The sequence below is a fragment of the Amycolatopsis sp. FU40 genome, from assembly GCF_021903635.1.
In the GTDB taxonomy this organism is placed as follows: Bacteria; Actinomycetota; Actinomycetes; order Mycobacteriales; family Pseudonocardiaceae; genus Amycolatopsis; species Amycolatopsis dendrobii.
Window position 1 is genome coordinate 2,643,407 of the sequence record NZ_CP091381.1, and the last position, 24,073, is coordinate 2,667,479.

At 71.5% G+C, this 24,073-nt stretch carries 24 protein-coding genes and 1 pseudogene; 9 read left to right on the forward strand and 16 right to left on the reverse strand.

Annotated elements, in window-relative coordinates:
- Nucleotides 1-20: 20 nt before the first annotated feature.
- Nucleotides 21-956 carry an AraC family transcriptional regulator gene (locus tag L3Q65_RS13105; protein WP_237599778.1) on the reverse strand — a complete coding sequence of 312 codons (936 nt, stop codon included), beginning with the start codon at nt 954-956 and terminating at the stop codon, nt 21-23.
- Nucleotides 957-1,147: 191 nt separating this feature from the next.
- On the reverse strand, nt 1,148-1,987 hold the full coding sequence (locus L3Q65_RS13110; protein WP_237599779.1) for an alpha/beta fold hydrolase: 840 nt from the start codon (nt 1,985-1,987) through the stop codon (nt 1,148-1,150).
- Nucleotides 1,988-2,100: 113 nt separating this feature from the next.
- On the opposite strand from L3Q65_RS13110, the gene L3Q65_RS13115 reads away from it, so the two are divergent.
- A complete protein-coding gene (locus L3Q65_RS13115) occupies nt 2,101-2,577 on the forward strand; it encodes a DUF1772 domain-containing protein (RefSeq protein WP_182889317.1) in 477 nt (158 codons plus the stop codon).
- 16 nt (nt 2,578-2,593) lie between these two features.
- Here L3Q65_RS13115 and L3Q65_RS13120 read toward each other — a convergent pair whose 3' ends face one another.
- The 5 genes and pseudogenes from L3Q65_RS13120 to L3Q65_RS13140 all read right to left on the reverse strand — a co-directional run bounded on the left by L3Q65_RS13120 (nt 2,594) and on the right by L3Q65_RS13140 (nt 6,396).
- Nucleotides 2,594-3,082: a GyrI-like domain-containing protein gene (locus tag L3Q65_RS13120; protein WP_182889316.1), complete on the reverse strand. Its 489-nt coding sequence runs from the start codon at nt 3,080-3,082 to the stop codon at nt 2,594-2,596.
- A gap of 31 nt (nt 3,083-3,113) precedes the next feature.
- Nucleotides 3,114-3,437, reverse strand: a complete 324-nt coding sequence (locus L3Q65_RS13125; RefSeq protein ID WP_182889315.1) for a YciI family protein — start codon at nt 3,435-3,437, stop codon at nt 3,114-3,116.
- A complete protein-coding gene (locus L3Q65_RS13130) occupies nt 3,437-4,240 on the reverse strand; it encodes an alpha/beta fold hydrolase (RefSeq protein WP_182889517.1) in 804 nt (267 codons plus the stop codon). Before L3Q65_RS13130 ends, L3Q65_RS13125 begins: the two co-directional genes overlap by 1 nt.
- Nucleotides 4,241-4,309: 69 nt before the next feature.
- Nucleotides 4,310-5,560, reverse strand: a pseudogene (locus L3Q65_RS13135) (RNA polymerase sigma factor); the annotation flags it as partial.
- An 86-nt stretch (nt 5,561-5,646) separates the two neighbouring features.
- Nucleotides 5,647-6,396, reverse strand: coding sequence for a TetR/AcrR family transcriptional regulator (locus tag L3Q65_RS13140; protein WP_182889314.1), 750 nt, complete (start codon nt 6,394-6,396; stop codon nt 5,647-5,649).
- 106 nt (nt 6,397-6,502) lie between these two features.
- Between L3Q65_RS13140 and L3Q65_RS13145 the strand changes: the two genes are divergently transcribed.
- The gene (locus tag L3Q65_RS13145) at nt 6,503-8,971 is read left to right on the forward strand and encodes a DEAD/DEAH box helicase (protein ID WP_237599780.1); all 2,469 of its coding nucleotides are present in this window, start codon (nt 6,503-6,505) and stop codon (nt 8,969-8,971) included.
- Nucleotides 8,968-9,615, forward strand: coding sequence for an SWIM zinc finger family protein (locus L3Q65_RS13150; protein ID WP_182889312.1), 648 nt, complete (start codon nt 8,968-8,970; stop codon nt 9,613-9,615). The genes L3Q65_RS13145 and L3Q65_RS13150 overlap by 4 nt, the downstream gene beginning before the upstream one ends.
- Before the next feature lie 300 nt (nt 9,616-9,915).
- On the opposite strand, the gene L3Q65_RS13155 is transcribed toward L3Q65_RS13150, so the two are convergent.
- From L3Q65_RS13155 to L3Q65_RS13170, 4 genes are all read right to left on the reverse strand, one after another.
- Nucleotides 9,916-10,398, reverse strand: coding sequence for a hypothetical protein (locus L3Q65_RS13155; RefSeq protein ID WP_237599781.1), 483 nt, complete (start codon nt 10,396-10,398; stop codon nt 9,916-9,918).
- Between the two features lie 46 nt (nt 10,399-10,444).
- On the reverse strand, nt 10,445-11,179 hold the full coding sequence (locus tag L3Q65_RS13160; protein ID WP_182889310.1) for an SDR family NAD(P)-dependent oxidoreductase: 735 nt from the start codon (nt 11,177-11,179) through the stop codon (nt 10,445-10,447).
- A 121-nt stretch (nt 11,180-11,300) separates the two neighbouring features.
- Nucleotides 11,301-11,897: a TetR/AcrR family transcriptional regulator gene (locus L3Q65_RS13165; RefSeq protein WP_237599782.1), complete on the reverse strand. Its 597-nt coding sequence runs from the start codon at nt 11,895-11,897 to the stop codon at nt 11,301-11,303.
- Nucleotides 11,898-11,942: 45 nt separating this feature from the next.
- A complete protein-coding gene (locus L3Q65_RS13170; protein ID WP_237599783.1) occupies nt 11,943-12,530 on the reverse strand; it encodes a TetR-like C-terminal domain-containing protein in 588 nt (195 codons plus the stop codon).
- Between the two features lie 103 nt (nt 12,531-12,633).
- Here L3Q65_RS13170 and L3Q65_RS13175 point away from each other — a divergent pair, with 103 nt between their 5' ends.
- From L3Q65_RS13175 to L3Q65_RS13190, 4 genes are all read left to right on the forward strand, one after another.
- Nucleotides 12,634-14,148 (forward strand): CocE/NonD family hydrolase, encoded by a 1,515-nt coding sequence (locus tag L3Q65_RS13175; RefSeq protein WP_237599784.1) that lies wholly within the window; start codon nt 12,634-12,636, stop codon nt 14,146-14,148.
- 9 nt (nt 14,149-14,157) lie between these two features.
- Entirely contained in the window at nt 14,158-14,940 is a 783-nt protein-coding gene (locus L3Q65_RS13180; protein WP_237599785.1) for a cyclase family protein, read from the forward strand.
- Entirely contained in the window at nt 14,937-15,872 is a 936-nt protein-coding gene (locus L3Q65_RS13185) for a fumarylacetoacetate hydrolase family protein (RefSeq protein WP_237599786.1), read from the forward strand. The genes L3Q65_RS13180 and L3Q65_RS13185 overlap by 4 nt, the downstream gene beginning before the upstream one ends.
- 180 nt (nt 15,873-16,052) lie before the next feature.
- The gene (locus tag L3Q65_RS13190) at nt 16,053-16,829 is read left to right on the forward strand and encodes a PE-PPE domain-containing protein (RefSeq protein ID WP_220506602.1); all 777 of its coding nucleotides are present in this window, start codon (nt 16,053-16,055) and stop codon (nt 16,827-16,829) included.
- A gap of 66 nt (nt 16,830-16,895) precedes the next feature.
- On the opposite strand, the gene rox is transcribed toward L3Q65_RS13190, so the two are convergent.
- From rox to L3Q65_RS13210, 4 genes are all read right to left on the reverse strand, one after another.
- Entirely contained in the window at nt 16,896-18,323 is a 1,428-nt protein-coding gene (gene rox / locus L3Q65_RS13195; protein ID WP_237599787.1) for a rifampin monooxygenase, read from the reverse strand.
- Nucleotides 18,324-18,498: 175 nt separating this feature from the next.
- A complete protein-coding gene (locus tag L3Q65_RS13200) occupies nt 18,499-19,143 on the reverse strand; it encodes a class I SAM-dependent methyltransferase (protein WP_237599788.1) in 645 nt (214 codons plus the stop codon).
- 52 nt (nt 19,144-19,195) lie between these two features.
- Complete coding sequence (locus tag L3Q65_RS13205) at nt 19,196-20,812, reverse strand: acyl-CoA dehydrogenase family protein (protein WP_237599789.1); 1,617 nt, start codon at nt 20,810-20,812, stop codon at nt 19,196-19,198.
- Nucleotides 20,796-21,401 carry a TetR/AcrR family transcriptional regulator gene (locus L3Q65_RS13210; RefSeq protein ID WP_182889300.1) on the reverse strand — a complete coding sequence of 202 codons (606 nt, stop codon included), beginning with the start codon at nt 21,399-21,401 and terminating at the stop codon, nt 20,796-20,798. The genes L3Q65_RS13205 and L3Q65_RS13210 overlap by 17 nt, the downstream gene beginning before the upstream one ends.
- A gap of 127 nt (nt 21,402-21,528) precedes the next feature.
- On the opposite strand from L3Q65_RS13210, the gene L3Q65_RS13215 reads away from it, so the two are divergent.
- Both L3Q65_RS13215 and L3Q65_RS13220 read left to right on the forward strand, forming a co-directional pair.
- Nucleotides 21,529-22,527 (forward strand): DMT family transporter, encoded by a 999-nt coding sequence (locus L3Q65_RS13215; RefSeq protein WP_237599790.1) that lies wholly within the window; start codon nt 21,529-21,531, stop codon nt 22,525-22,527.
- 84 nt (nt 22,528-22,611) lie between these two features.
- Nucleotides 22,612-23,478: an LLM class flavin-dependent oxidoreductase gene (locus L3Q65_RS13220; protein ID WP_237599791.1), complete on the forward strand. Its 867-nt coding sequence runs from the start codon at nt 22,612-22,614 to the stop codon at nt 23,476-23,478.
- On the opposite strand, the gene L3Q65_RS13225 is transcribed toward L3Q65_RS13220, so the two are convergent.
- Nucleotides 23,475-24,068, reverse strand: coding sequence for a hypothetical protein (locus L3Q65_RS13225; protein WP_237599792.1), 594 nt, complete (start codon nt 24,066-24,068; stop codon nt 23,475-23,477). The two genes, L3Q65_RS13220 and L3Q65_RS13225, sit on opposite strands and share 4 nt — an antisense overlap.
- Nucleotides 24,069-24,073 lie beyond the last annotated feature (5 nt).

Sequence of the window (24,073 nt, forward strand, 5' to 3'; positions counted from 1 at the left end):
GCTGTCGGCGGGCCGGACGGTCAGGCAGGTTCGCGCAGCCGGTAGTGCTGCGGACTGCGCCCGTACTCCCGTTTGAACGCGGCGCTCAGCGTGAAGGGGCTGCGGTAGCCGACCTGGCGGGCGATCGCGGTGAGCGTCGCGTCCGGGTGCTGGCGCAGCAGGTCGGCGGCGAGGGCGAGCCGCCAGGTGGCGAGGTAGGTCATCGGCGGTTCGCCGACCGCGTCGGTGAACCGCCTCGCGAGCGCGGCGCGGGAGACGCCGGTCGCGCTCGCGAGGCCGGCGACGGTCCACGGGTGCTCGGGCTGGTCCTGCAGCAGCCGCAGGGCGTGCCCGGCCACCGGATCGCCGTGCGCGCGGTACCAGGCGGGCGCGGCCGGGCGGTCGAGCCATTCCCGCAGGACGCGGACGAGCAGGAGGTCCAGCACCCGGTCCAGGACGGCTTCCTGACCGGGGACGTCGCGGTCGATTTCGTCGGCGAGCATCGCGACGAGCGGATCCGGGCTGGTCCCGGCGCGAGCGGTGACGACGTTCGGCACGGCGGCGAGCAGGCGGCGCGAAACCTCGCCGACTGTCGGGTAGGTGCCGGTGAGCAGCACGGTCGGGCCGTCGGGGTCGTCGCCCCAGGTGCGGACGCCGAACTCGGTCAGGTCGGTGAGATGCCCGCCGTCGGGCGTGCCGCACTCCTGTCCCGGGCGGATCACGGCCTGCGGCGGCGTTTCCGGATCGTCGGCGACGAGGTACGGATCCGGTCCCCGGACGACGGCCACGTCGCCCGTCTCGAGGCGGACGGCTTCGGCGTTGTCGGGCGCCACCCAGGCGTCGCCGCGCACGACGGCGAGCACGGTCAGCGGCGCTTCGTCCTCGATCCGCAACGACCACGGCGGGCGCAGCACGGACCGGAGCAGGAACGCGCCGTGCGCGCGGGGTCCTTCGAGCAACGCGGTGAGCGGGTCCACCCGGCCGAGACTAGCGCCGCGGCAGGGGAAAGCCTGGTGTTTTCCGCGGGATCCCTTGCCGCGGCTCGCTTCCTTCCGCCTCGGCCGAGCGCTGAGCCGGTGCCGAGGAGCCCGCTATTTCCGCGCTGCCAAGCAAATCCCGCGAGCAACCGTCTGCTGGCCCTGTCGCGCATCAGTCCGGCACGGCGAAGTCAGACGGAGAGCATCGCCGCGGCGACCTCCTCGGCGGCAGCGTCCGGGATCGCGCTCGCGGCGTCTTCCAGGACGACCAGCCGCGCACCGGGGATCTCGCGGGCGAGGGCTTCGCCGTTGCCCACCGGGAAAAACACGTCCCGGCGGCCGTGCAGCACCACTGTCGGGACCGCGAGCTCCGGCAGGCGTTCGCGCCAGCGCGGCGTGCAGTCGAGTTGGGAGAACACCATGCCGAGATGGTTGGCCATCTGCACGACCGGTTCCGTGCTGGCGGCACGGTCGAAGACGCGGGCCGCGACGGTTCGGGCCGTGTCGGGGTCGTTGCCGAGGACTTCGGCGATGGCGGCGGCCCGGTCGGCGACGGAGGAGCGGTCCGACCAGTCCGGCATCGGCAGCGCGAACAGTGCGCGCATGGCTTTCGCGTCGTGATCGGGCAGGTCCGCGTCGACGGGCCCCGGGGCGACGGGGCGGGTCCCGCAGAGCGTGAGGGCGGAGAACGCCTCGGGATGGTCGAGGGCGGCGACTTGGGCGACCATCCCGCCGACGCCGATCCCGGCCAGGTGAGCGGGCCGGTCGTCGAGTTCGCGGGCGAGCGCGGCCGCGTCGGCGGCGAGGTCGCGCAAGGTGTAGGCCGGTGCGTCCGGGTCGAGCGTGGTCGAGGCGCCCGCGTCGCGGAGGTCGTAGCGCACGACATGCCGTCCGCCGCGGGAAAGGGCTTCGCACAAGGCGTCGGGCCAGGAAAGCATCGTGGTGCCGCCGGCGAGCAGGACCAGCGGCGCGGCCGGATCGCCGAAGTGCTCGGCGCCGAGCGTGACGCCGCTGGGGAGCGTGTGCTGCATGGGGTCTCCTAGCGAGACGATGACGCATGGCTCCGAGCGGCTAAGCGATGGATCGTCTCGCGGTCTGCGGGTTGACTGGGGCGCGTTGGGGGACAAGACGAAAGGCAAGAGCGATGGTGATCGTTTCCAAGGCGGTGCTCGTGGCCGCGGTGGTCGCGGCCGGGCTGATCGCGGGGTTGTTCTACGCGTACACGGTTTCGGTGATGCCGGGCCTCGCCCATGCCGACGACCACACGTTCGTGACCGCGATGCGCCGCATCAACGAGGCGATCCTCAACGGCTGGTTCATGCTGTCGTTCCTGGGTGCGCCGCTGCTCGCCGTCGCGGCCGTGGTTCTGCACTTCACCAGCGGAGCGCAGGGCGGATTGCCCTGGCTCATCGCGGGCGCCGTGCTTCTGGTGGCGACGGTGGTGGTGACCGGCGCGGTCAACGTGCCGATGAACAACGCCCTCACCGCCGACACGGTCGACTTCGCCGCGCTGCGCGCCCGGTTCGAGGAACCGTGGGTGCGGTGGAACCTGGTGCGGACGGTGGTGTCCGCGGCCGGATTCGGGTGCCTGGTCGGCGCCGTGGTGTCCCGGGGCGCGTGACCCCGGGACACCACGGTCAGCCGGCGAGCCGGAAGCAGAGGTCGGTGTCCCAGTTGTTCGCGTCCGGCTCGAACTGCGGGTTGGTGCGGTAGATCTCGAGCCGCGCGGCCCAGTGCTCGCCGTCGGCCTCGACGGTGCGGTCCCAGCGCACGCCTTCCTTTTCGCCCCAGGCGAGCAGGTCGGCGGTCGCGGCGAAAAGACCGCTCGGCGCGCCGTGGTGGGTGGCCTGTGCGTATTTCCCGGCGGGCAGGACGTCGTTGAAGTACTCGTCGCCGAGGTCGAGGGGCTCCTTGACCGGGACGCCGGCCTCGACGGTGACGGTCTCCCTGTCCGTGCCGAGCACCAGGTACCGGAAGAACGGCGCGCAGGCGGGTTCGAGGCCGCGTTGGGCGAGGGCTCCGATGATCGCGGCGATCCGGTGCGCGACCTCGGCCATGCCGTCGGGCCCGACCGTCGCGCGGTAGCCGACGTAGCGCTGTTCGTTTCTGTCCACGATGGTGGGCAAGGGGGGTTCCTTTCCTGGACGGATGCGGGAGTCAGCCGAGCAGCGGGCGGACTTCAATGGTGCCGTAGGCGGCGGCCGGATGCCGGGACGCGTGGTCGACGGCCTCGTCGAGGTCGGCGCATTCGAGCACGGCGTAGCCGCCGATCTGGTCTTTGGTTTCGGCGAACGGCCCGTCGGTGAGCAGGACTTCGCCGTCGCGCACGCGCACCGTGGTGGCCGTCGCGGGCGGGTGCAGTCCGCCGCCCCCGACGAGGACGCCGCGTTCGACCAGGTCCTCGGACCAGCCGCCGCAGCCGAGCGCGAGCTGTTCGGCGGTCGGCTCTTCGGAGCCGGCGATCATCAACAGGTAGCGCATCAGTTCTCCTCGGTGAGAATTTCGGCGAGGCGGGAGGCGAACGCCTCGGGTTCGCCGGCGAAGCCCCCGTGGTCGCCCGGGAACCGGACCGGCTCGCCGCCGAGCGCGCGGGCCAGGCCGGCGCCCGCCTCGTACGCCGGCGTCCCGACGGCGTCTCCGACCGCGACGACGATCCGGGTGTCCGCGGCGGCGAGCGCTTCGAGATCGGGCTCCCATGCTCCGACGGCGCCCATCAGCTTGCCGAAGAACACCTCGAAGTTGCCGCGCATCTGCTTGCCCTGCTCGATCTGCTCGGCGGTGGGGTGCTCGGGCGGCGGCGGGATCTCGAATCCGCTGGCGGCCATGAACGCGCCGACCGCCGCGTCGACGCCCTGCTCCCGGTAGATCGCCGGGATGTCCGGGAAATCGGCCAGCAGGGCGCCGAGGTAGCGGCTGACCGGCGGTTCGTGCGCGACGAGCGTCCGCACCGCGCCCGGATAGCGCGTGGCGTGTTCGAGCATGGTGATCGCGCCGCCGCTGTTGGCCAGCACCGAGACCGGTCCGGCGGCCAGTTCGGTCAGCAGCCGCTGGACGTCTTCGGCGTGCTGGCCGACCAGGTCGTCGTCGAGGTCGGTGGTCCGGCTGCGGGAGATGCCGCGCGGGTCGAAGGTGACGACGGTGTAGCGGTCGGCCAGGCACGGGCGCAGCGCGGCGAACGCGGTGGCGTCCGCGGGCCCGCCGGGCACCAGGAGCAGCAGCGGTCCGGATCCGGCGACGTCGTAGTGGATCTGGGCGCCGGGCGCGCGGAGGGTTTTGGTGATCATGGCGGTCCTTCCGGAGTCGGTTGTGCCTACCCGACGAACGGACGAGACGCAGACAGACACCTCCGGCGAAGAAATTTCCGAAAGTCTCCTGCGGAGGTAGCCGCGCTCGGCTCCGGTGGGGGCCAACGCGAGTGCTTCGGTGTACGCGACCTGGGCTTCTTCGGTGCGGCCGAGCCTGCGGAGGAAGTCCGCGCGGGTGGCGGGCAGCAGGTGGTAGCCGGCGAGGTCTCCGGCCAGCCGGTCGGCGAGAGCGAGCCCGGCTTCCGGCCCGGCGGCCATGCCGACCGCGACCGCTCGGTTCAGTTCGACCACCGGGCCCGGCCGGAAACGCCGCAGCTGGAGATAGAGCCCGGCGATCTGCGCCCAATCGGTGTCCCCGGCGCGGGCGGCACCGGCGTGGCACGCGGCGATCGCGGCCTGCACTTGGTACGGGCCGGGGCTGCGCCGCCGCAACGCTCCTTCCAGCAGCGCGGTGCCTTCGGCGATCGCCGTGCGGTCCCATTGGCTGCGGTCCTGTTCCTCGAGCGGGACCAACTCGCCGCCGGGACCGTTTCGCGTACTGCGGCGGGCATGGTGGAGCAGGAGCAGCGCGAGCAGTCCGGTGGCCTCTGCTTCGTCCGGCATCAAGGAATGCAGCAGCCGGGCCAGCCGGATCGCTTCGGCCGCCAGATCGGGACGCTGGAGTTCGTCGCCCTCGCTGGCCGAGTAGCCCTCGTTGAACAGCAGGTACAGCACGCCGAGCACGGCGGCGGTGCGCTCGGGCAGCAGATGCGCGGGCGGCACCCGGTACGGGATCGCGGCGGCGCGGATCTTGCGTTTCACCCGGACGAGGCGCTGCGACATGGCCGATTCGGAAACCAGGAACGCGCGGGCGATCTCCGCGGTGCTGAGCCCGGCGAGCGTGCGCAGCGCGAGCGCCACCTGTGCTTCGAACGCGAGCGCGGGATGGCAGCAGGTGAAGATGAGCCGGAGCCGGTCGTCCTCGACCCCGCTGTCTTCGCTGTGTCCACTGTGGACGGCTGTTGGTTCGTCCGGGACCGCCAGCCGCGCCGCTTCCCGGAGTTTGCCCGCTCCCGCGGAGGCGCGCCGGATCCGGTCGACGGCACGGTTGCGGGCGGCGGTGGTGAGCCATGCTCCGGGGTGCTCGGGCACGCCGTCGCGCGGCCAGGTGCGCACGGCGAGCGCGAATGCGTCCTGGGCGCATTCCTCGGCCAGGTCCCAGTCGCCGGTGACGCGGATGAGGGTGGCCACGACGGAGCCCCACTCGTCGCGGAACGCCTGCGCGACCGCGGTTTCGGCCGCGTCGTGCTGCCCGGTCACTGCGTGTCCCTCCCTGTTCGCGCCTGCGGGCGGGTTCCGCCCGCACTCTCCGCACGGTAGACCGGGGGACTGACAAGTTCGCGCGGTCAGGCTCCGGCGAGCTGGCCGATCCCGTCGAGGATGCGGGCGAGCCCGAACCGGAAATGGTGCTCGGGATCCGCGGGTCCGCCGTAGGTCTGCCCGGCGGTGGCGCCGACCCGGCTCGCGCGCGGGAAGCGGACCGGGTCGGCCGCCGGGATCTCGGCCAGTACCGGCGCGGAGCGGTTCCACCAGTCGGCGTCGGTCATCCCGCTGCGCCGCGCGGCGCGGGTCGCGTCCACCGAACCGCGCGCCGCGCCGGCGACCAGTCCGTTGAGCAGGCTGACGATCGCGTCGAGCTGGACGTCGTCGAGGTCGAGTCCGTCCATCGCGGCCAGTTCGCGCTCGTATTTGGCGAAGGTGTGCGGGCCCAGCGTCGGGCGGCCGACGCGGATCTCCAGCAGCCACGGATGCCGGTGGTAGAGCCGCCACAGGTCCTCGGCGACCGCGGTGAGCCCGGCCCGCCATCCGTCCGGCAGTTCGCCGGGGAGTTCGCCGTGCGCGTGGTCGAGCATCAGCTCCAGCAGTTCGTCGCGGCCGGGCACGTAGGTGTAGAGCGACATCGTCGCGACGCCCAGTTCGTCGGCGATCCGGCGCATGGTGACCGCGTCCAGCCCTTCCGCGTCCGCGACCCGGATCCCGGCGAACACCACGTGCTCGACCGAGAGCTTCGGTTTCGGGCCGCGGCGCGGGGGACCGGGCACGCCCCACAGCAGCTCGATGGTCCGCCGCGGATCGCCCGGTTCCTCAGTCTCCATTTCGCTCCTCGTACGCAGTACAGAGTTTTCCGGTAGACTATCCCGCAGAGGCCAGCCAGGGGAGGGCGGAGCACTGAATTCAGTGGTGGTGGAGCCGGGCCGGGTCGTGTTCTGGAGACCGGACGGATCGGAGCCGGACGGTCCCGGGGCGCCCGGCACCGTCGAGGTCGTGCTGCCGGGCGGGGTGCGCACGGTGCCCGCGCTGCGGGTGCCGGCCGCGGACGCGGTGCCGGTGCTGCGGACGCTGACCGATCCGTCGGCGCGGTTCTGGGCGCTGGCCGCCGAAGCCGCGGAACGGCTCGCGTCGGCCGGGTGGACCGGAGCGCTCGACCCCGACGAGGAAGCCTGGCTGCGCCGCCTCGCCGACGCGATGCCGCCGCACGCCCACGCGACGCCGATCCCGGGCGACCCGACGCGGTTGCCGGAGCCGTATCCGCTGCTGATGCGGTTCCTCGGCGACGTCGCCGGGGTGGAGCCCGCGCTGCGGGTGTCGCTGCGGATCGAGTCCGACGACCTGGCGGGCGGCCGGTTCCGCGCGGTCGTCCAGGTGCACGGCGGGGCCGAGCCGCTGGTCGACGCGGAAGCGCTGTGGCGCACCGGCAGCCAGGAGGCGCGGCACGAGGTCCTGCTGACTTTGCGGCACGGCGCCGAGGTGTGGTCCGCGCTGGCACCGCTGCTGTCGGCGGCGGTTCCCTCGTCCGTCGCGCTGGGAGACCGCGAGATCGCCGAGCTGCTCGCCGGCGCGCTCGACGCCGCGGAGCTGGCGGTGCACTGGCCCGCGGAGCTGACCGGGCTGGCCGCGCGAGCGGTCGTCCGGCCGGGCGACGCGCCGTCCGACGCGCGGTCGTTCTTCGGCGGCGACCGGGTGCTGCAGTTCGACTGGCAGCTCGCGCTCGGCGACAGCGAGCTGAGCGTCGCGGAGCTCGACGCGCTCGCCGAGGCCCAGCGTCCGGTCGTCCGGCTGCGGGACCGGTGGGTGCTGCTGGACCGCAAGACCGCCGACCGCGCGCGGGATCGCACGCTCAAGCCGCTGACCGCGATCGAGGCGCTGGGCGTCGCGCTCACTGGCCGCACCGAGGTCGACGGCGACCAGGTGGAGGTCCGCACCGACGGCTGGCTGGAGGACCTGCGCGAGCGGCTGTCGGCCGATCCCGCCCCGGTGCCGCAGCCGGAGGGGCTGGCCGCGACCCTGCGCGACTATCAGCTGCGCGGCCTGCACTGGCTCGACACCGTCACCGGCCTCGGGCTCGGCGGCTGTCTCGCCGACGACATGGGGCTCGGCAAAACCGTCACGCTCATCGCCCTGCACCTGCATCGCGGCACCGGCCCGACGCTGGTCGTGTGCCCCGCTTCGCTGCTGGGCACCTGGGAAACCGAGATTCGCCGGTTCGCTCCCGCGACGCCGGTGCGGCGGTTCCACGGCACGGCGCGGTCGCTGGACGAGCTCGGCGGCGGGTTCGTCCTGACCACCTACGGCACGCTGCGCACCGATCCCGCGCCGCTGGCCGAGGTGAACTGGGATCTGCTGGTCGCCGACGAGGCCCAGCACGTGAAGAACCACCGCTCGGACACGGCGAAAGCGTTGCGGCTGCTGCCTTCCTCGGCGAAGGTGGCGCTCACCGGCACGCCGGTGGAGAACACGCTGACCGAACTGTGGGCGATCCTCGACTGGACCACGCCCGGTCTGCTCGGCCCGCTCGCCGATTTCCGCAGGCGCTGGGGGAAGCCGGTCGAATCCGGAGCCGACCCCGCGGTCGCCGAGCAGTTGTCCCGGCTGCTGCGGCCGTTCCTGTTGCGCCGCCGCAAATCCGACCCGGGGATCGCGCCCGAGCTGCCCGCCAAGACCGAGACCGACCGGCCGGTGTCGCTCACCGCCGAGCAGGCGGCGTTGTACGAGGCGACCGTGCGCGAGCTGATGGCGGACATCGCCGCGAGCGACGGGATGGCCCGCCGCGGCCGCGTGGTCAAGCTGCTCACCGCGCTCAAGCAGATCTGCAACCATCCCGCGCAGTTCCTCGGCGAGCCCGAGGACAGTACGCTCGCCGGCCGGTCCGGGAAGCTCGAGCTGCTCGACGAACTGCTCGACACGATCCTCGCCGAGGACGGCGCGGTGCTGGTGTTCACCCAGTACGTGGTGATGGCGCGCCTGCTCGAACGGCACCTCGCCGCGCGCGGCGTCCCGTCGCAGCTGCTGCACGGCGGCACCCCGGTCGCCCGGCGCGAGGAGCTGGTCCGCGGTTTCCAGAACGGCGACGTGCCGGTGTTCCTGTTGTCGCTCAAGGCCGCGGGCACCGGGCTCACCCTCACGCGCGCCGATCACGTCGTGCACTACGACCGGTGGTGGAATCCGGCGGTCGAGGACCAGGCGACCGACCGCGCGTACCGGATCGGGCAGACCCGGCCGGTGCAGGTTCACCGGCTGGTCGCGGAGGGCACGGTCGAGGACCGGATCGCGGCGATGCTGCGGGAGAAACGCGCGCTCGCCGACGCGGTGCTCGCCTCGGGCGAGGCCGCGCTCACCGAACTGACCGACGCCGAGCTGGCCGAGCTCGTCACCCTCCGGAGGCAGCGATGACCGACCGGGTCCGCGGATTCCCCGCGTTCCCCGCCCGCCCCGGACGCGGCCCGTTCGCCCGCACCTGGTGGGGCCGCGCCTGGCTGCAGGCGATGGAGGACACCGCGCTCGACCTGCGGCAGCTGAAGAAGGGCCGGAGCTATGCCGCGGCGGGCCTGGTCGGCCCGATCACGGTCAGCCCCGGCCTGATCACCGCGACCACCGAGGACGCCGACGACGGCCCGTACCGCACCGGCGTGCACCTGGCCGAACTGTCCACAACGGACTGGGAGCTGCTGCTCGACCGCGCCGCCGACCACTCCGGCCACCTCGCGGCACTGCTCGACCGGCACTTGCCGCCGGAGCTGGCCGAGGTCGTCCCGCTGCTGCCCGGCATCGGCGACCTCGACCCGGACTGCGACTGCCCCGGCTGGGAACTCCCGTGCCGGCACGCCGCCGCGCTGTCGTTCCAGGTCGCGTGGCTGCTCGACGCAGACCCGTTCCTGCTCCTGCTCGCCCGCGGCCGGACCGAGCAGGAAATCCTCGACGAACTCGGCCGCCGCACCGCCACCCGGGTCACCACCGGGGTGCCGGCCGCCGACGCGTATGCCAGGGAGGTGCCGCCGCTGCCGGATCTCGCGGAGTTCACGCCGCGCGTCCGCTGACCCGCACGCTCGCATGGCCGGGTCCCCGACCGGGGCGAGCGTCTGTTCACCTGTCACGAGTTCCCCGAGGTTGCGAAGGTGAGCGACCACGGGACGGTTTCCGGTATTGCCTGCTTTCGCGGCGAGCTTTGTGCTCGGGTTGCGGTGGCAGCCGCAGGCTTCGGCGACGAGCTGGGCACGCGAGTGCGGCAAGTACCGTCCGATCGTTGCGCGGCGGGTGGCACCGGAACGAAGCCAACGCTGCGTGTTTCGGGCGATGGGCTCTCGTTGTCGTCCGGGACCGGTCCCATGCCGATCGGATTAGCGTCCCCGCATGCGAAAGATGATGGTCAGGACGGCGCTCACGGCATTCGGAGCGGCCGGGGCCACCGCCGCGTGCGGCGGCACGGCGACCGCGCCCCCGGCTGCGCCGCCGTCGTCTCCGGCCGCGGCGAGCACCAGCGCGAGCGCGGCGCCGAGCAGCACCGCGCCCACGACCAGTTCGGCGCCCAAACCGTTCCCCGCGGCGGCGGACGGGACCAACCTGCGCGCCTGCGCCGACGGCGACTGCGAAATCCTGGTGACCGGGCCGGTGACCATCCGCTTCGACAAAAGCCTCGGGATGAGTTCGCTGGACATCACCGCGGTCTCGCCCGCCGGCGTCGACTTCCAGTCCGTTTCGCCGTCCGGGACGGTGGTGTCGGCGATGGGGCAGACCCCGAGCCAGGGCGGGGCGTCCACTATCAACAGGCTGTCGTTCGAGGTGGTCGCGCTCGAGGGATCGAAGGCGGTCGTGAGGTTCACGCACACCTGACCGAGCGCCCGGTCCGGCGGCTGCGGACGAGAGCGCTCACACCTGCGCGAAACCACCGTCGGCGAACACCTCGGCGCCGTTGACGTAGCTCGACGCGTCCGAGGCGAGAAACGTCGTGACGGCGGCGATCTCCTCGGGTTCGGCGAGCCTGCCGAGCGGGACTTCGCCTTCGGACCGCTTGAGCGCCTCGGGCGGGACCAGTTCGAGGAGACCGGGGGTCCGGGTGCCGCCAGGGGACACGACATTGACCCGGAAACCGTGCGCACGCGAACTGAGCGCCCAGCCTCGGGCCAGGTTGCGGATCGCGGCCTTCGATGCCGCGTAGACCTCGAGTCCCCGGCTGGGCCGGGTCGTGGCGGTCGAACCGGTGAGGATCACCGAGGCGTTCGCGCTGAGCAGCGGCAGCGCTTGCTGCACGGTGAAGATCGTTCCCTTGACGTTGGTGGCGAACACCGAGTCGACCAAGTCCTCCGTCACTTCGCCGAGGGAAGCCATGATGCCGATGCCCGCGTTGGCGACCAGAACGTCGACGCGACCGGCCTGCTCGCGCACGATTCCGTAGAACGCGTCGAGTTCCGCGGGCACCGAAACGTCACAGACCACGCCAGTCACGGCGGGTCCGAGTTCGGCGACCGCCGCGTCGAGCGCGTCCTTGCGGCGGCCGGTGACGAAAACCTGGGCGCCCTCGTCGCGGAACGCGCGTGCGGTCGCGAATCCGATGCCGCTTCCGCCGCCGGTGACCACGGCGATTTTGCCTGCCAAGACGGGCATGCCGTTCTCCTTCAATGTTATTGACCGTTAGGTCCATAACCCTCGCAGATCTGGACCGTACGGTCAATAACATTGCGGCAGCGGGGAAGACGGCTTCTCGACGTGAAGGACGGAGTTGCTGCTACCGCGCCGGGACGGGCAAGAGCCGCGCCAGGGCGGACTGGGCGGCCTGGACGAGCACGTCGATGTCCACGCCGGTGCGCCCGAGCGCGATCAGGCCGAGCTGCGAGACGAGGACCGCGCGGGCGGTCTCGGCGGGGTCGGCGTCAGGGGAGAGGTCGCCTTCGCGCTGGGCGCGTTCCAGTGCCTCGGCGAGAATCCCCGCGATCGCGTCATAGCTGCGCCGCGCCTCGGCAGCCACGTCCGGAGTGCTCGTCGCCAGTTCGGCGCTGCTGTTGGCCAGCAAGCACCCTCGGCGCGCGACCGCTCCGGTCGGGTCGGCGGTCGGGCCGAGCAGGAACGTGCGCACCAGGTCTGTCCCGCGCGCCGCGGACGCCAGGCCTTCGCGCAGCGTCCGCAGGTTCGCGTCGTCGTAGTCGCGCAGCACTCGCAGGAACAGGCTTCGCTTGTCGCCGAACGCCCCGTACAGGCTGCCTTTGCCGAGACCGCTCACGCGCAGCAGGTCGTCCAGCGACGTCGCCGCGTAGCCCTTGTCCCAGAACTCGTCGCGGACAGCGAGCAGCACGCGATCTTCGTCGAACTCGCGAGGCCGGGCCATGCGCCGACCCTACTGGTTCTGGACCGCACGGGCCACAATGGCGGCTCAGGAGAGCGCGAGCCCGCGGAGGAGCGCGTCGACCACGCGGGCGGGCAAGTCCGGTTCGAGCGGCTCGCGGGTGAGCACGATCCGGAAATGCAGCGGCGCGACAAGCATCTCCAGCACGAAGCGCGGATCGGTGTCCTCGGGCAGTTCTCCCCGTTCGACCGCCCGCTCGGCGATCCGGCCGGACTGGGCGTAGCGGGCCTCCCAGTACCGGTCGCGCAGCTGCCGGGTGATCGGGTCGTCGCCGGCCGAGGCCAGGGTGCGGTCGAGGGCGTTGCCCGCGGGCGAGGTCAGGTATTTCGCGAGCGAGGCGGCGTAGGCGATCAGGTCGTCGCGCACATTTCCGTTGTCGGGCACCGGAAGCTGTTCGGCGGCGTCGGCGAGCAGGGCGTCGATGACGAGGTTCTCGCGGGTGCCCCACCGCCGGAAGATCGACGTCTCGTTCACCTGCGCGCGCCGCGCCACCTCGGACACTTTCAGACCCGTCAGGCCCTGGTCCCGCAGGAGCTCGTTGGTCGCCTCGATGACCGCGGCGCGCACCCGGGCCGCCCGTCCGCCGGGCCGTCGCCGGATTTCCGAATCGCTCACCGGCAGCACTCTAATACAAGTCCACTTGCTTTAGCGTGTGCCAGTCGCCATACTCCCTGACGCAAGCTGACTTGCTTTAACGGTGACCCCCTGGAGTACTGAGATGCGCATCGAACGGGACATCGAGGTCCCCGCCCGCACCGGCTCGCCGATCCTGGCCGACCTGTTCCTCCCCGACGAGCCCGGCGGCGCGGTCCCCGTGCTGGCCTCGATCAGCCCGTACGGCAAGGACGTGCACTGGCCGGACCGCTATCCGCTCTACGACCTCGTGCCGCAGAGCGAGCACATGGTGTGGGAGACGCCGGATCCGGAGTGGTGGACGGCCCGCGGCTACGCGGTGCTGCGCGCCGACACCCGGGGCACCGGCAAGACGCGCGGCAGGATGGACCTGATGAGCCCGGGCGATTCCGAGGATTTCTACGACGTCGTCGAGTGGGCGGCCGGACAGCCGTGGTCCAACGGCAAGGTGGCTTCCAGCGGCATCTCGTGGCTCGCGATGATGGGCTGGCGGGTGGCGGAACTCCAGCCGCCGCACCTCGCCGCGATCGTGGCCTGGGAAGGCGCGACCGACTTCTACCGCGACTTCGTCTACCAGGGCGGCCTGTACGCCCACGGGTTCGTCGAATTCTGGTGGAATCGCCAGATCACCCCGCAGCGCAACGGAGAAGACGGAGACGACTGGCGCGAGGTGCTCCCGCAGCGCCCCCTGCTCGACGACTACCACCAAGCGCGCATCGTCGACCTCGACCGGGTCACGGTGCCGGTGCTGTCGGCAGGCAACTGGGGCGCCCTGCACGTCCACCTGCGCGGCAATATCGAAGGCTGGGCCCGCGCGGCGTCGCGGGACAAGTGGCTGGTGGTGCACACCGGCACCCACATCGATCCCTACTACGCCGACTGGGCGCTGGATCTGCAACTGCGCTTCCTCGACCGTTTCCTCAAGGACCAGCCCGACCGGATGGACGGCGTGGCCCCGGTGCAACTGGCGATCCGGCACGGCCGAGAGGTCGAATGGCGAGACGCCACGGATTTCCCGCTCCCGCAGACGCAGTGGCGCGAGCTTCATCTCGGCGAAGGCGTTCTCGGCTGGGACCCGCCCGCGCACGCCGCGACGGTGGCGTATCCCGCCAGCTTCGACACCGCCCCCGTGACCGAGCCGCTCGAGCTGACCGGTCCGGTCGCGCTGCGCCTGTGGCTCAGCGCCGAGCAGGACGACCTCGACGTCTTCGCGCGGGTGCAGCACATCGGCGCGGACGGCGAGCCGATCCCGGGTGTCGGCCCCCAGGGCGATCCGGTCCCGATGACCATGGGCTGGCTCAAGGCTTCGCACCGCGAGACCGATCCCGAGCGGTCGCTGCCGCACCGGCCGTGGCACCCCCACGCCCGCGAGATTCCCCTCGTGCCCGGCGAGCCGACCCTGCTGGAGGTCGAGATCTGGCCCACCAGCATCACTCTCGCGCCGGGCGAGCGGCTGCGCCTCGAACTGGTCACCGGGGACAGCGACCTCGGTTTCCTGACCCACGACCATCCCGGTCTCCGCCGTCCGGCGACCGGCGCTGTCGTCCATCTCGGCGGCGACCACGCCTCCAGCCTGCTCGTCCCCGTCATCCCGCGATAAGGAGCCGCCATGCGACAGCTCGTGGACATCTCGGTTCCGCTGCGGGGAGGGATCGCGTCCGACCCGCCCGGCCACCGGCCCTCGATCACCTACGTCGACCACCAGGAGTCGGTCCCGGACCTGCTCGCGTTCTTCCCGGGCGCGACGGCCGCGGACCTGCCCGACGGCGAAGGCTGGGCGATCGAGCGGATCGAGGCCACCACCCACACCGGCACCCATCTCGACGCCCCGTACCACTACGCGTCCACTATGGACGGAGGCCGCCGGGCGATGACGATCGACGAGGTGCCGCTGCACTGGTGCTTCCAGGAGGGAGTCAAGCTGGACTTCCGGCACCTGCCCGACGGCCACGTCGTCACGCCCGCCGACATCGACGCCGAACTGGGCCGGATCGGCCACCGGCTGCGCCCGCTCGACATCGTGGTGGTCAACACCCGGGCCGGGACCCGCTACGGCCACGACGACTACGTCGCTTCCGGCTGCGGAGTCGGCCGCGCCGCCACGCTGCACCTGCTCGAACAAGGGGTGCGGGTGACCGGAACCGACGCCTGGAGCTGGGACGCCCCGTTCCGCTACACCGCCGAGCGCTACGCCCGCGACCACGACCCCTCGATCATCTGGGAAGGCCACCGGGCCGGCCGCGAGATCGGCTACTGCCACCTCGAAAAGCTGCACAACCTGGAAAGCCTCCCGGCCACCGGATTCCAGATCGCCTGCTTCCCGGTCAAGATCCACGCGGCCTCGGCGGGCTGGACCCGCGCGGTGGCGATCTTCGACGAGGAGGCGGCATGAGAATCGGTTCCGTGCACGTCGACGGGGTGCGCCGGTACGGCGTTGTCGACGGCGACCGCATCGGGCTGCTTCCCGAGACTGCGGACGTCTTCGAGGTGCTCGCCGCCGGGGATGCCGCGGCGGCGAGCGAGTCGGTCTGGGACGAAACCGCATCGATCGGCGTCCCGGTGCCGGTCGCCAGCATCCGCGACTTCATCGCCTTCGAACAGCACACGGCAGGCTCGCTGCGCGCGATCACCGGAAACAGCGAGGTCCCGGACGCCTGGTACGAAGCCCCCGCCTTCTACTTCACCAACCCGCACGCGGCGATCGGCTCCGGCTCCCCGGTCCCGATGCCGCCCGGGTGCGAAGTGCTGGACTTCGAACTCGAAGTCGCGGCTGTGATCGGCAAAGCGGGCTTCAACCTGTCCGTCGCCGAGGCCGCGGACCACATCGCCGGGTTCACCATCCTCAACGACTGGTCGGCCCGCGATCTGCAGAGCCGCGAAATGCGCGTCGGGCTCGGACCGGCCAAGGGCAAGGACACCGCCACCACCCTCGGCCCCGTGCTGGTCACCCCGGACGAACTGGCCGACGGCGAAAGCGGCGGCCGGTACGACCTCGCCATGGAGGTCTTCGTCAACGACACCCCCATCGGCGGCGACACGCTCGCCAACATGGCCTGGACCTTCGCCGAACTGATCGCCTACGCCAGCCGCGGCGCGTGGGTCCGGCCCGGCGACGTACTCGGCTCCGGAACCTGCGGCAGCGGCTGCCTGGCCGAACTGTGGGGATGGCACGGCGAGCGGCAACCGCCGCCCCTGCGCGTCGGCGACACCGTCCGCATGACCGTGCAAGGGATCGGCGCCGTCCACAACACCGTCGTCGCCGGACCGCCCCTGCACGACGTTCCCCCTGCCCGGCGCACACGTCGGGGGAGAAGCCCGGCCTGACCTCGCCGCCGGTCACCCGATCCGGTGGACCCGGATTCGGCGCCGATGCCGCCTGACCAGCGGCATCGGCGGACGCACCGGCCTGGCGGCGATCATGCTTTCAGCAGGATTTCATGGCTTCTCCGTAGCTTTCCGGACGCGTTCAGTAACGTGCTGACCATTCGACGCGGAGGGGACCCGATGGGGAAGAAAGCCAGGAGGATCGCGCTGACCGGCGCCGTCGTCGCCACGCTCGGCGCGGGATTCGCCAGCGCCGCACCGGCGCATGCCGACGACGCGCACTACTACATCCTGATCGGCGGCACCTGCGACGGGAAGGCGTCGGTCTACCGTCCGGAGTGGCTGCGAGGCGGCATCGCGCGGGTCGTGGACTATCCCGCCGGAGCCGCCGGCGCGCCCAACTGCGACCAGACCCCGATGGACCAGAGCGTCGCGATCGGACACGACCGCGGCCGCCAGGTCGTCCAGGACGCCTACCACGAGAACCCGAACGCCGAGTTCACCGTCGTCGGATACTCCCAGGGCGCGATCGTCGCGAACATGGTCCTCAACGACATCGCCGACGACCAGCTCGGCGTCGACAAGACCAGGTTCAGCGCCAAGCTGTTCGCCGACCCGATGCAGCCGCCCGGCCCGGCCGGGACCGGGATCAGCGCGACGCTCCCGCCGGGCACCGGCCTGCCCTCGCCGTTCGGCGGCTACGTGTCGTTCGGCGCGGGCCGACCGGACTTCAACGGCGTCCGGTCCATCCGCTACTGCATCCAGACCGACGGCATCTGCGACTTCGACCCGATCCAGGCGGCGGGCGGCTACTTCGCCCAGCACTGGTGCTACCAGTGGCCGCGCCCGACGGACCAGCGGTCGATCATGGGCGACACGATCGCCGACGGCGTCTACACCAACACGTCCGTGCGGCTGGGCAAGCAGGACTGCTGGGGCGGTCCGGTGCATCCCTGACCGCCCGAGCGGGTTTCCCGGCACCCCCAGCGAAGCCGGGAAACCCGCTCCGCCCCCGCTACGACCTCATCGCTTCGCGCCGAACCAGCGCGACAAGTGCTTCTCCAGGTCTTGCTGATCCTCGCCGGTCCAGACCACGTGCCCGTCCGGCCGCAGCAGCGCGGCGGGCACGTCGAGGTCCTCGCTGACGTCCACGACGCGGTCGACCCGGTCCGCCCAGCCTTCCGCCGACAGCTGCCCGTTCTGGTCCAGCAGCAGCCCGCGGCCCTGGTGCATCAGCTCGTACAGCCGTCCTCGCTTGAGCGCCAGGTCCCGCATCCGCCGCCCGAGCAGCGGATGCCCCTCGCCGAAGTCGTAGCGGATGTCGAGCGCGAGCACCTTCTCCAGCAGCAGCTGGTTGACCTCCTCGAACGCCATCAGCTCGGTCAGCAGCCGCCGCATCGCGCGCCCGTCCGGATCGGGCGACATCACCACGCCCTGCGCGCGGACGTTGTCCAGCACGGCGTCCGCGACCGGGTGCCGTTCAGCCTCGTAGGTGTCGAGCAGCCCCTCCGGAGCCCAGCCGTTGACCTCCGCGGCAAGCTTCCAGCCGAGGTTGAACGCGTCCTGGATCCCGAGGTTGAGCCCCTGCCCGCCCAGCGGCGGGTGGACGTGCGCCGCGTCCCCGGCGAGCAGCACCCGGCCGACCCGGTAGTGCTCGGCCTGGCGGGTCGCGTCCCCGAAGCGCGAGAGCCAGCGAGGGGAGTGGACGCCGAAGTCCGTCCCGGCGTACTCGCGCAACTGCTGTTTGACCTCGTCCAGCGTCGGCGTCCGCGCTTCCCGGTCGTCGATCACTCCGGCCGCGGGCACGACCACGCGGAACATCCCGTCGCGCAACGGCCCGACCCCGAACCACAGCTGGGTTTTGCGGATTTCCATCACCCGCGCGGTGATCTCGGCGGGATCCGCGGTCGCCTCCATCTCGCCCAGCAGCACTTCGCGCCGGGCGGGCTCACCCGGGAACGCGACGCCGAGCGCCTTGCGCACCGTGCTCCGCCCGCCGTCGCAGCCGACCAGATAGCGCGCCCGCAGCTCGCTGCCGTCGGCCAACGAGACACTGACCCCCTCGTCGTCCTGGCTCAGCCCGACGACCTCGCATCCGCGCCGGATCTCCGCGCCCGCCTTGACCGCGTGCTCGGCCAGCAGCCGGTCGGTGATGGGCTGCGGAAGCCCCAGCACGTACGGATGCGAGGTGTCCAGCCGCTCCGGCGCGGGCCGCGCGATGCCCGCGAAGAAACCCCCGACCGGGTGCGTCGAACCCTCGGCGAGGAACGGCTCCAGCATTCCCCGCTGGTCCAGGACCTCCATGCTGCGCGAGTGCATCCCCAGCGCGCGCACGTACTTCGGCGGTTCCGCGTCCTTTTCCAGCACGACCACGCGCACTCCGTGCAGCCGCAGCTCCGCGGCCAGCATGACGCCCGCCGGCCCGGCCCCCACCACGATCACGTCCACCATGAACTCTTCGTCCCCTGTACCGGAGCCGATTCCCGCCCGCGGTATTTCCGCAGGCAGTGGCTCCGGCGGACGATTGTGGAGCACCACCCGGGCCTTGCCGCAAGCCCCGGGGTGCGCTATATGTTGAAGGGGGCAGGGAAAAGTCCCGCCCCTTTCTGTCCCCAGCGGACCTCCCTCAGCCCTCCTTGCGGGCCATCAAGTACGCCTGCCGAGTCGCTTCGAAGCTCGGTCCCGGTTCGCGCACCAGACGCGCGTCCACCACGAAACCGGCGTCGGCGAGCAGTTGCGCGATGAAGTCCGGATCCAGCCGGTACGCATCAGCCGCGATGTCGTGCCCGTAAGCGTTCTCGATGCGGCGGCGCTGGTTGTCGCCCACCTGGAACGCGGTCAGCAGCCAGCCGCCCGGCCGCAGCACCCGCGCGAGTTCCTTGGCCAGCACCGGAAGCTCCTCGGGCGGCGTGTGGATCAGCGAGTACCACGCGAGCGCCCCGGCGAGCGAGCCGTCGGCAAGGTCGAGCGCGGCCATCGAGCCCACCTCGAAGCGCAGGTGCGGATGCGTCCTGCGAGCCACCTCGACCATCGCGGGGGACAGGTCGACGCCGAACACGTCGAGTCCGAGCGACTTGAGATACCCGGTCAGCCGTCCGGGGCCGCAGCCCAGGTCGCCGACCGTCCCTTCGCCGACGAGTTCGGCGAAGGCGGTGAGCGCCGCGCGGTCCCAGATGGCGTCCTGAAGGAAGTCCTTCAGCAACTCGGCGTAATTCTCGGCAACAGTGTCGTACGCGGTCCGCGTCTCGGTCACGTAAACAGGTTCGGTCACGGGCAGGGACAGTAGCGCCCGCCGCCGCGCCCTGTCCGGCGAAACGCGCGGACTAGACGCGGGCGCGGGCGATGATCGCGGAAGTGTCGGTTCCAGCGGGCAAAGTACCGAAAGCCAGGCCCCAGTCGCCGCCGAACCGCGTGCCGCAGAACGCGTCCGCCACCGCGCGCGGCGCGTGCCGCACCAGCAGCGAACCCTGCAGCACCAACGCCATCGACTCGACCACCCGCCGCGCCCTGAACTCCAGATCGTCCACATCGGACAGATCCTTCTTGAGCCGGTCGACCGCGTCGTCGAGCCGCGCGTCCCCGCCCGCGGCCTGGCCGACCTCTGCGAAGAACGCGGCCACCGATTCCGGCTGCCGCCCCATCGCGCGCAACGCGTCGAGCGCCGCGACGTTGCCCGACCCCTCCCAGATCGACATCAGCGGCGCTTCCCGGTACAGCCGCGGCATGCCCGATTCCTCGACGTACCCGTTGCCGCCAAAGCACTCCAGCGCCTCGGCCGCGTGCATCGGAGCCCGCTTGCAGACCCAGTACTTGGTCACCGCGAGCCCGAGACGGCGGAACGCCTGCTCCTGCTCGTCGTCGCGCCGGTCGCCCGCGGCCGCCAGCCGCATCGACGCCGCCACCGCAGCTTCCGCCTCGAGCACCAGGTCCGCCAGCACATTCGCCATCAGCGGCTGGTCCACGAGCGCCTTGCCGAACGCGTACCGATGCGTCGCGTGGTGCACCGCGCGGACCGCGCCCAGCCGCATCCCCGACGAACTGCCGAGCGCGCAGTCGAGCCGGGTGTTGTTGACCATCTCGATGATCGTCCGGACCCCGCGGCCCTCCTCGCCGACGAGCCAGCCCACCGCGTCGTCGTACTCGATCTCCGACGACGCGTTCGACCGGTTGCCGAGCTTGTCCTTCAAGCGCTGCAACCGGATCGGGTTCCGGCTGCCGTCCGGGAGCACCCGGGGGAGCAGGAAGCAGGACAGCCCGCCGGGCGCCTGCGCGAGCGTGAGGAACATGTCCGACATCGGCGCGCTGGTGAACCACTTGTGCCCGACCAGCCGGTAAGTGCCGTCGCCGGCGGGCCGCGCCGCGGTGGTGTTGGCGCGGACGTCCGAACCGCCCTGCTTCTCGGTCATCGACATGCCCGCGATCAGCCCGCGCTTCGTGCCCGGCTCGCGCAACCCGAAGTCGTACTCGGTCGACGCCAGCAGCGGCTCGTACTTCTCGGTCAGCTCAGAATTCGCGCGCAACGCCGGAACCGCCGCGTACGTCATCGAGATCGGGCAGGTGTGCCCGGCCTCGGACTGGCTCCACACATAGAACTTCGCCGCCCGCGCCGCATGCGCCCCCGGCCGCTCGTCCCGCCACGGCGCGGCCTGCAACCCGTGCGACACCGCGACGTTCATCAGGTCGTGCCAATGCGGATGGAACTCGACCTCGTCGATCCGGTGCCCGAACCGGTCGTGCGTGCGCAGCACCGGCTCGTTCTCGTTGACCAGCCTGCTCCATTCCTGCACCTGCTCGCTGCCGGCCAGCCGCCCCAGCTCGTGCAACTCGTCGCCGACCCACGTCGCCTCGGTGCGCCCGACCGCCTCCGCCAGCGCCGGATCGGCCGCGACGTCGTGCTCCAGCGGCGGAACCTGATTGACGACCTCATGCGTTGCGGGCATCCGAACCTCCCAGTGACCGCACGACGAACGTGCTCAACTCGCTGACCTCCGCCGACCCGCCGCTGGTCAGCGGACCGATCAACACCTCAGCCGCGGCGCCGACCAACGCCGCCGCGGTCACCGCCGCGTCCTGCGCGGGCAACACCCCGGTCCGCACGCCCTCGGCGACGTGCTCGGCCACGACGTCCCGGAACACCCGCCGGAACTCGAGCCGCTCCGCGTCGATCACCGCGTCCACCGGCTCGGCCAGCAGCGCGTACGCCAGCCGCGGCGCCTTCAACGCCCGCATCGCGAACGTCTCGAACACCGCCACGACCCGCGCCACCGGGTCGACCGGCCCGGCCGCAGCCGACCGCACCGCCTCCACCTCGCGCGACACGACCTGCCGGAAGACCCGCACGACCAGATCGGCCTTGGTGGGGAAGTGCCGGTACACCGTCCCGACCGCGACACCGGCCCGCTCAGCGACGGCGGCTACCGAACAACCGGAATAGCCGTGCTCGGCGAGCTGCCGCACCGTGGCGTCCAGGATGGTCTCCCGGAGCGCGTCGAGGCGCTCCTGGACTTTGGGCGTTCTGCGGTAGGCCACGGGAAGAAGTGAACCATCGATTCACAACTTGCGTCAACGGTCGCTTCCCTAATCGGCTTGCCAAGCCCAGGACACTTTCCTTGACCGCATCCGACAAGCAGTCCAGCCCGGGGGGGGGGACCCTGCCGTGCCCGAAACTCCCAGAACGCGGCTGGTGCAGGGGCTCGCACCGCTGACCGGCTTCGCGTTCCTCACCGCCGCACTGGATGTCTTCGCGGGCAATCAGCTCCAAGCGCAGGACCCGGCGACGGTCGCGGCCATCTCGTTCACCCTCGCCGCCCTGTTTTTCCTCGGCGGCGACATGCTCAGACGTGGCCCGGCGGCGACATTCCGGCCACTGCGGGACCACCGCTACGACGTGCTGATGATCAACGTGACGACCGCAGTGACGTGGCTGTCGATGCTGTACGCGCTGAAGTTCCTGGAACCGGCGATCGTGAACGTAGTGGGGCTCGCGCTCGGTCCGTTGCTGACCGTGCTGGTCAGCCCCGTGCTCCGGCCCGGGACAAAGCTCCTGCGCACCGAGGTCGTCATCTCGCTGTTCATCGGCGTGATGATCGCGATGCTGGTCTGGGGATCGTTCACCGGGCACAGCGCCGTAGGCGAACGGTCCACCGCGGACACAGCGATCGGCATCGCGCTCACCCTGCTCACCGGCCTGGGCTCGGTGACGAACGTGATCTACTCCAAACGGCTCAGCGACGCGGGACTGAAGCCCCAATCGGTGCTGGCGGTGCGCTTCTTCCTGATGCTGGCCCTCACCTGGACGCTCGTCGCGGTCAGCGATCATCCGGCCGTGGGAACAGCATTCCTCCCGTCGCTGATGATCGCCGTCGTCGGCGTCGCGGCCCCGCTCTACCTGCTGCAGGTCGGCATCAAGCACACCGAGCCGATCACCGCGTCGATCCTGCTCACGCTCTCGCCCCTGTTCGCGTTCTTCCTCCAGCTGCCAGACCAGCGGCTCACCCCGTCCGCGCTCACCTTCGCCGGCGTGGCAGGGATCGTCGCGCTCGTCGCGATCAGCACGGTCGTCCGCACCAAGCACGATGCCGCGGCCCGCGCCGCGGAGGAAGCAGGGCCAGCCGAGGCCCCAGTCCGCCAGCAAGTCCGGCCCTGCACCGGATGACCGCGGCAGCGTGCCGCCCGGCGACGAGACCGGATCCGGCAATTCATTTGCCGCGCCGCCTCGGCTGCCGGGACCATGCCCGGTATGCGCTTCTCGATCAACATCCCGAACTTCGGCGACTTCGCCGACGCCCGGACCGTGGCGAGAGTGGCGGCAGCGGCCGAACAAGAAGGCTGGGACGCGCTGTTCCTCTGGGACCACGTCGTGCACGACAAGGAAATCCGCCGCGGCCAGCCGTTCGGCGATCCCTGGATGCTGCTGACCGCGGCCGCGCTCGCGACCTCGACGCTCAAGATCGGCACGCTGGTCACCGCCGTGCCCCGCCGCCGCCCCGAACACCTCGCCCGCCAGGTCGCCACCCTCGACGCCCTCAGCGGCGGACGCGTCATCTTCGGCGCCGGCCTGGGCGGACCGATCGAGGACGAGTTCGGCAGCTTCGGCGAACCCACCGACCCGGTCGTCCTCGCCGAACATCTCGACGAAAGCCTCGGCCTCCTCGACCGCTACTGGTCCGGAAACCCCGTCGACCACGACGGCAAGCACTACCAAGTCCGCGACGTCACCCTCCGGCCCGCCACCGTCCAGCAACCGCGCCCGCCGGTCTGGCTCGCCGCCGTCTGGCCCAACCGCAGGCCAGTCCGCCGCGCCGCACGCTGGGACGGCATCGCGCCGCTGTTCAAAAACGCCACCCACGGCGTCGCCCCGGCCGCGCAAGACGTCCGCGACGTCGTGTCCTACGCCCGAAAACACGGCGCGGGGGAGAAGTTCGAGTTCGTCGTCGGCGGAGCCACCCCCGGCGACCCGGCCCGAGCCCGCGACCTGATCGCCCCGCTCGCCGAAGCCGGCGCGACCTGGTGGGACGAACGGCAGCTCATCACCACCAGCGACCTCGACCGCCTCGAACCCACCCTGCGCCGCATCAGCCAAGGCCCGCCAAGGGGAGTGGACTAGACCTCGACCACCAGCACCTCGCTCAACCGTTCGGCCAACGGCCGCACCGACTCCGCGGACACCTCGCCGCCCAGCCCTTCCGCCGGAAGAAAACGGACAGTCGTCCCGGTCGTCCCGTCTGACGGCACCGAAACCAGCTCGTCAGCCGGGACACCGTGACGATAAGGCTGCGTCCACGCGCCCTCGGCCCGCCGGTTCGTGTGCACCAGCCACTCGCTCAACGCCGCGACCACCGACATCCCGTACCGCGGATGGCCATCGGGGAGGGGAGCGGCGGGCGGAGAATCGAAGTACCGGAAGTCTTTCGTCGCCATCACCGGCTTCCGCACCGGCCGCCCGTCGTCGCCGACCGCCATCTGCGTCCCGCGCCCGTCGTCCGACACCGAAACCGAACCGTCCGGGTGAAATTCGACGACCGCCCGGCCCGCGCCCCGATCCTCGGCCTCGTCCGCGGCGTAAGCGAGCACCTCCAGGATCAGATGACACATTCCGGTCGGCGCGTACCGCTGCGAGTTCTCGCGGATCAACTGCAAGTGCTCAGGATCGTGATCACGGGACCAGTCGTGCGTCGTCGGTTCAGGCAGCGGCATCCACC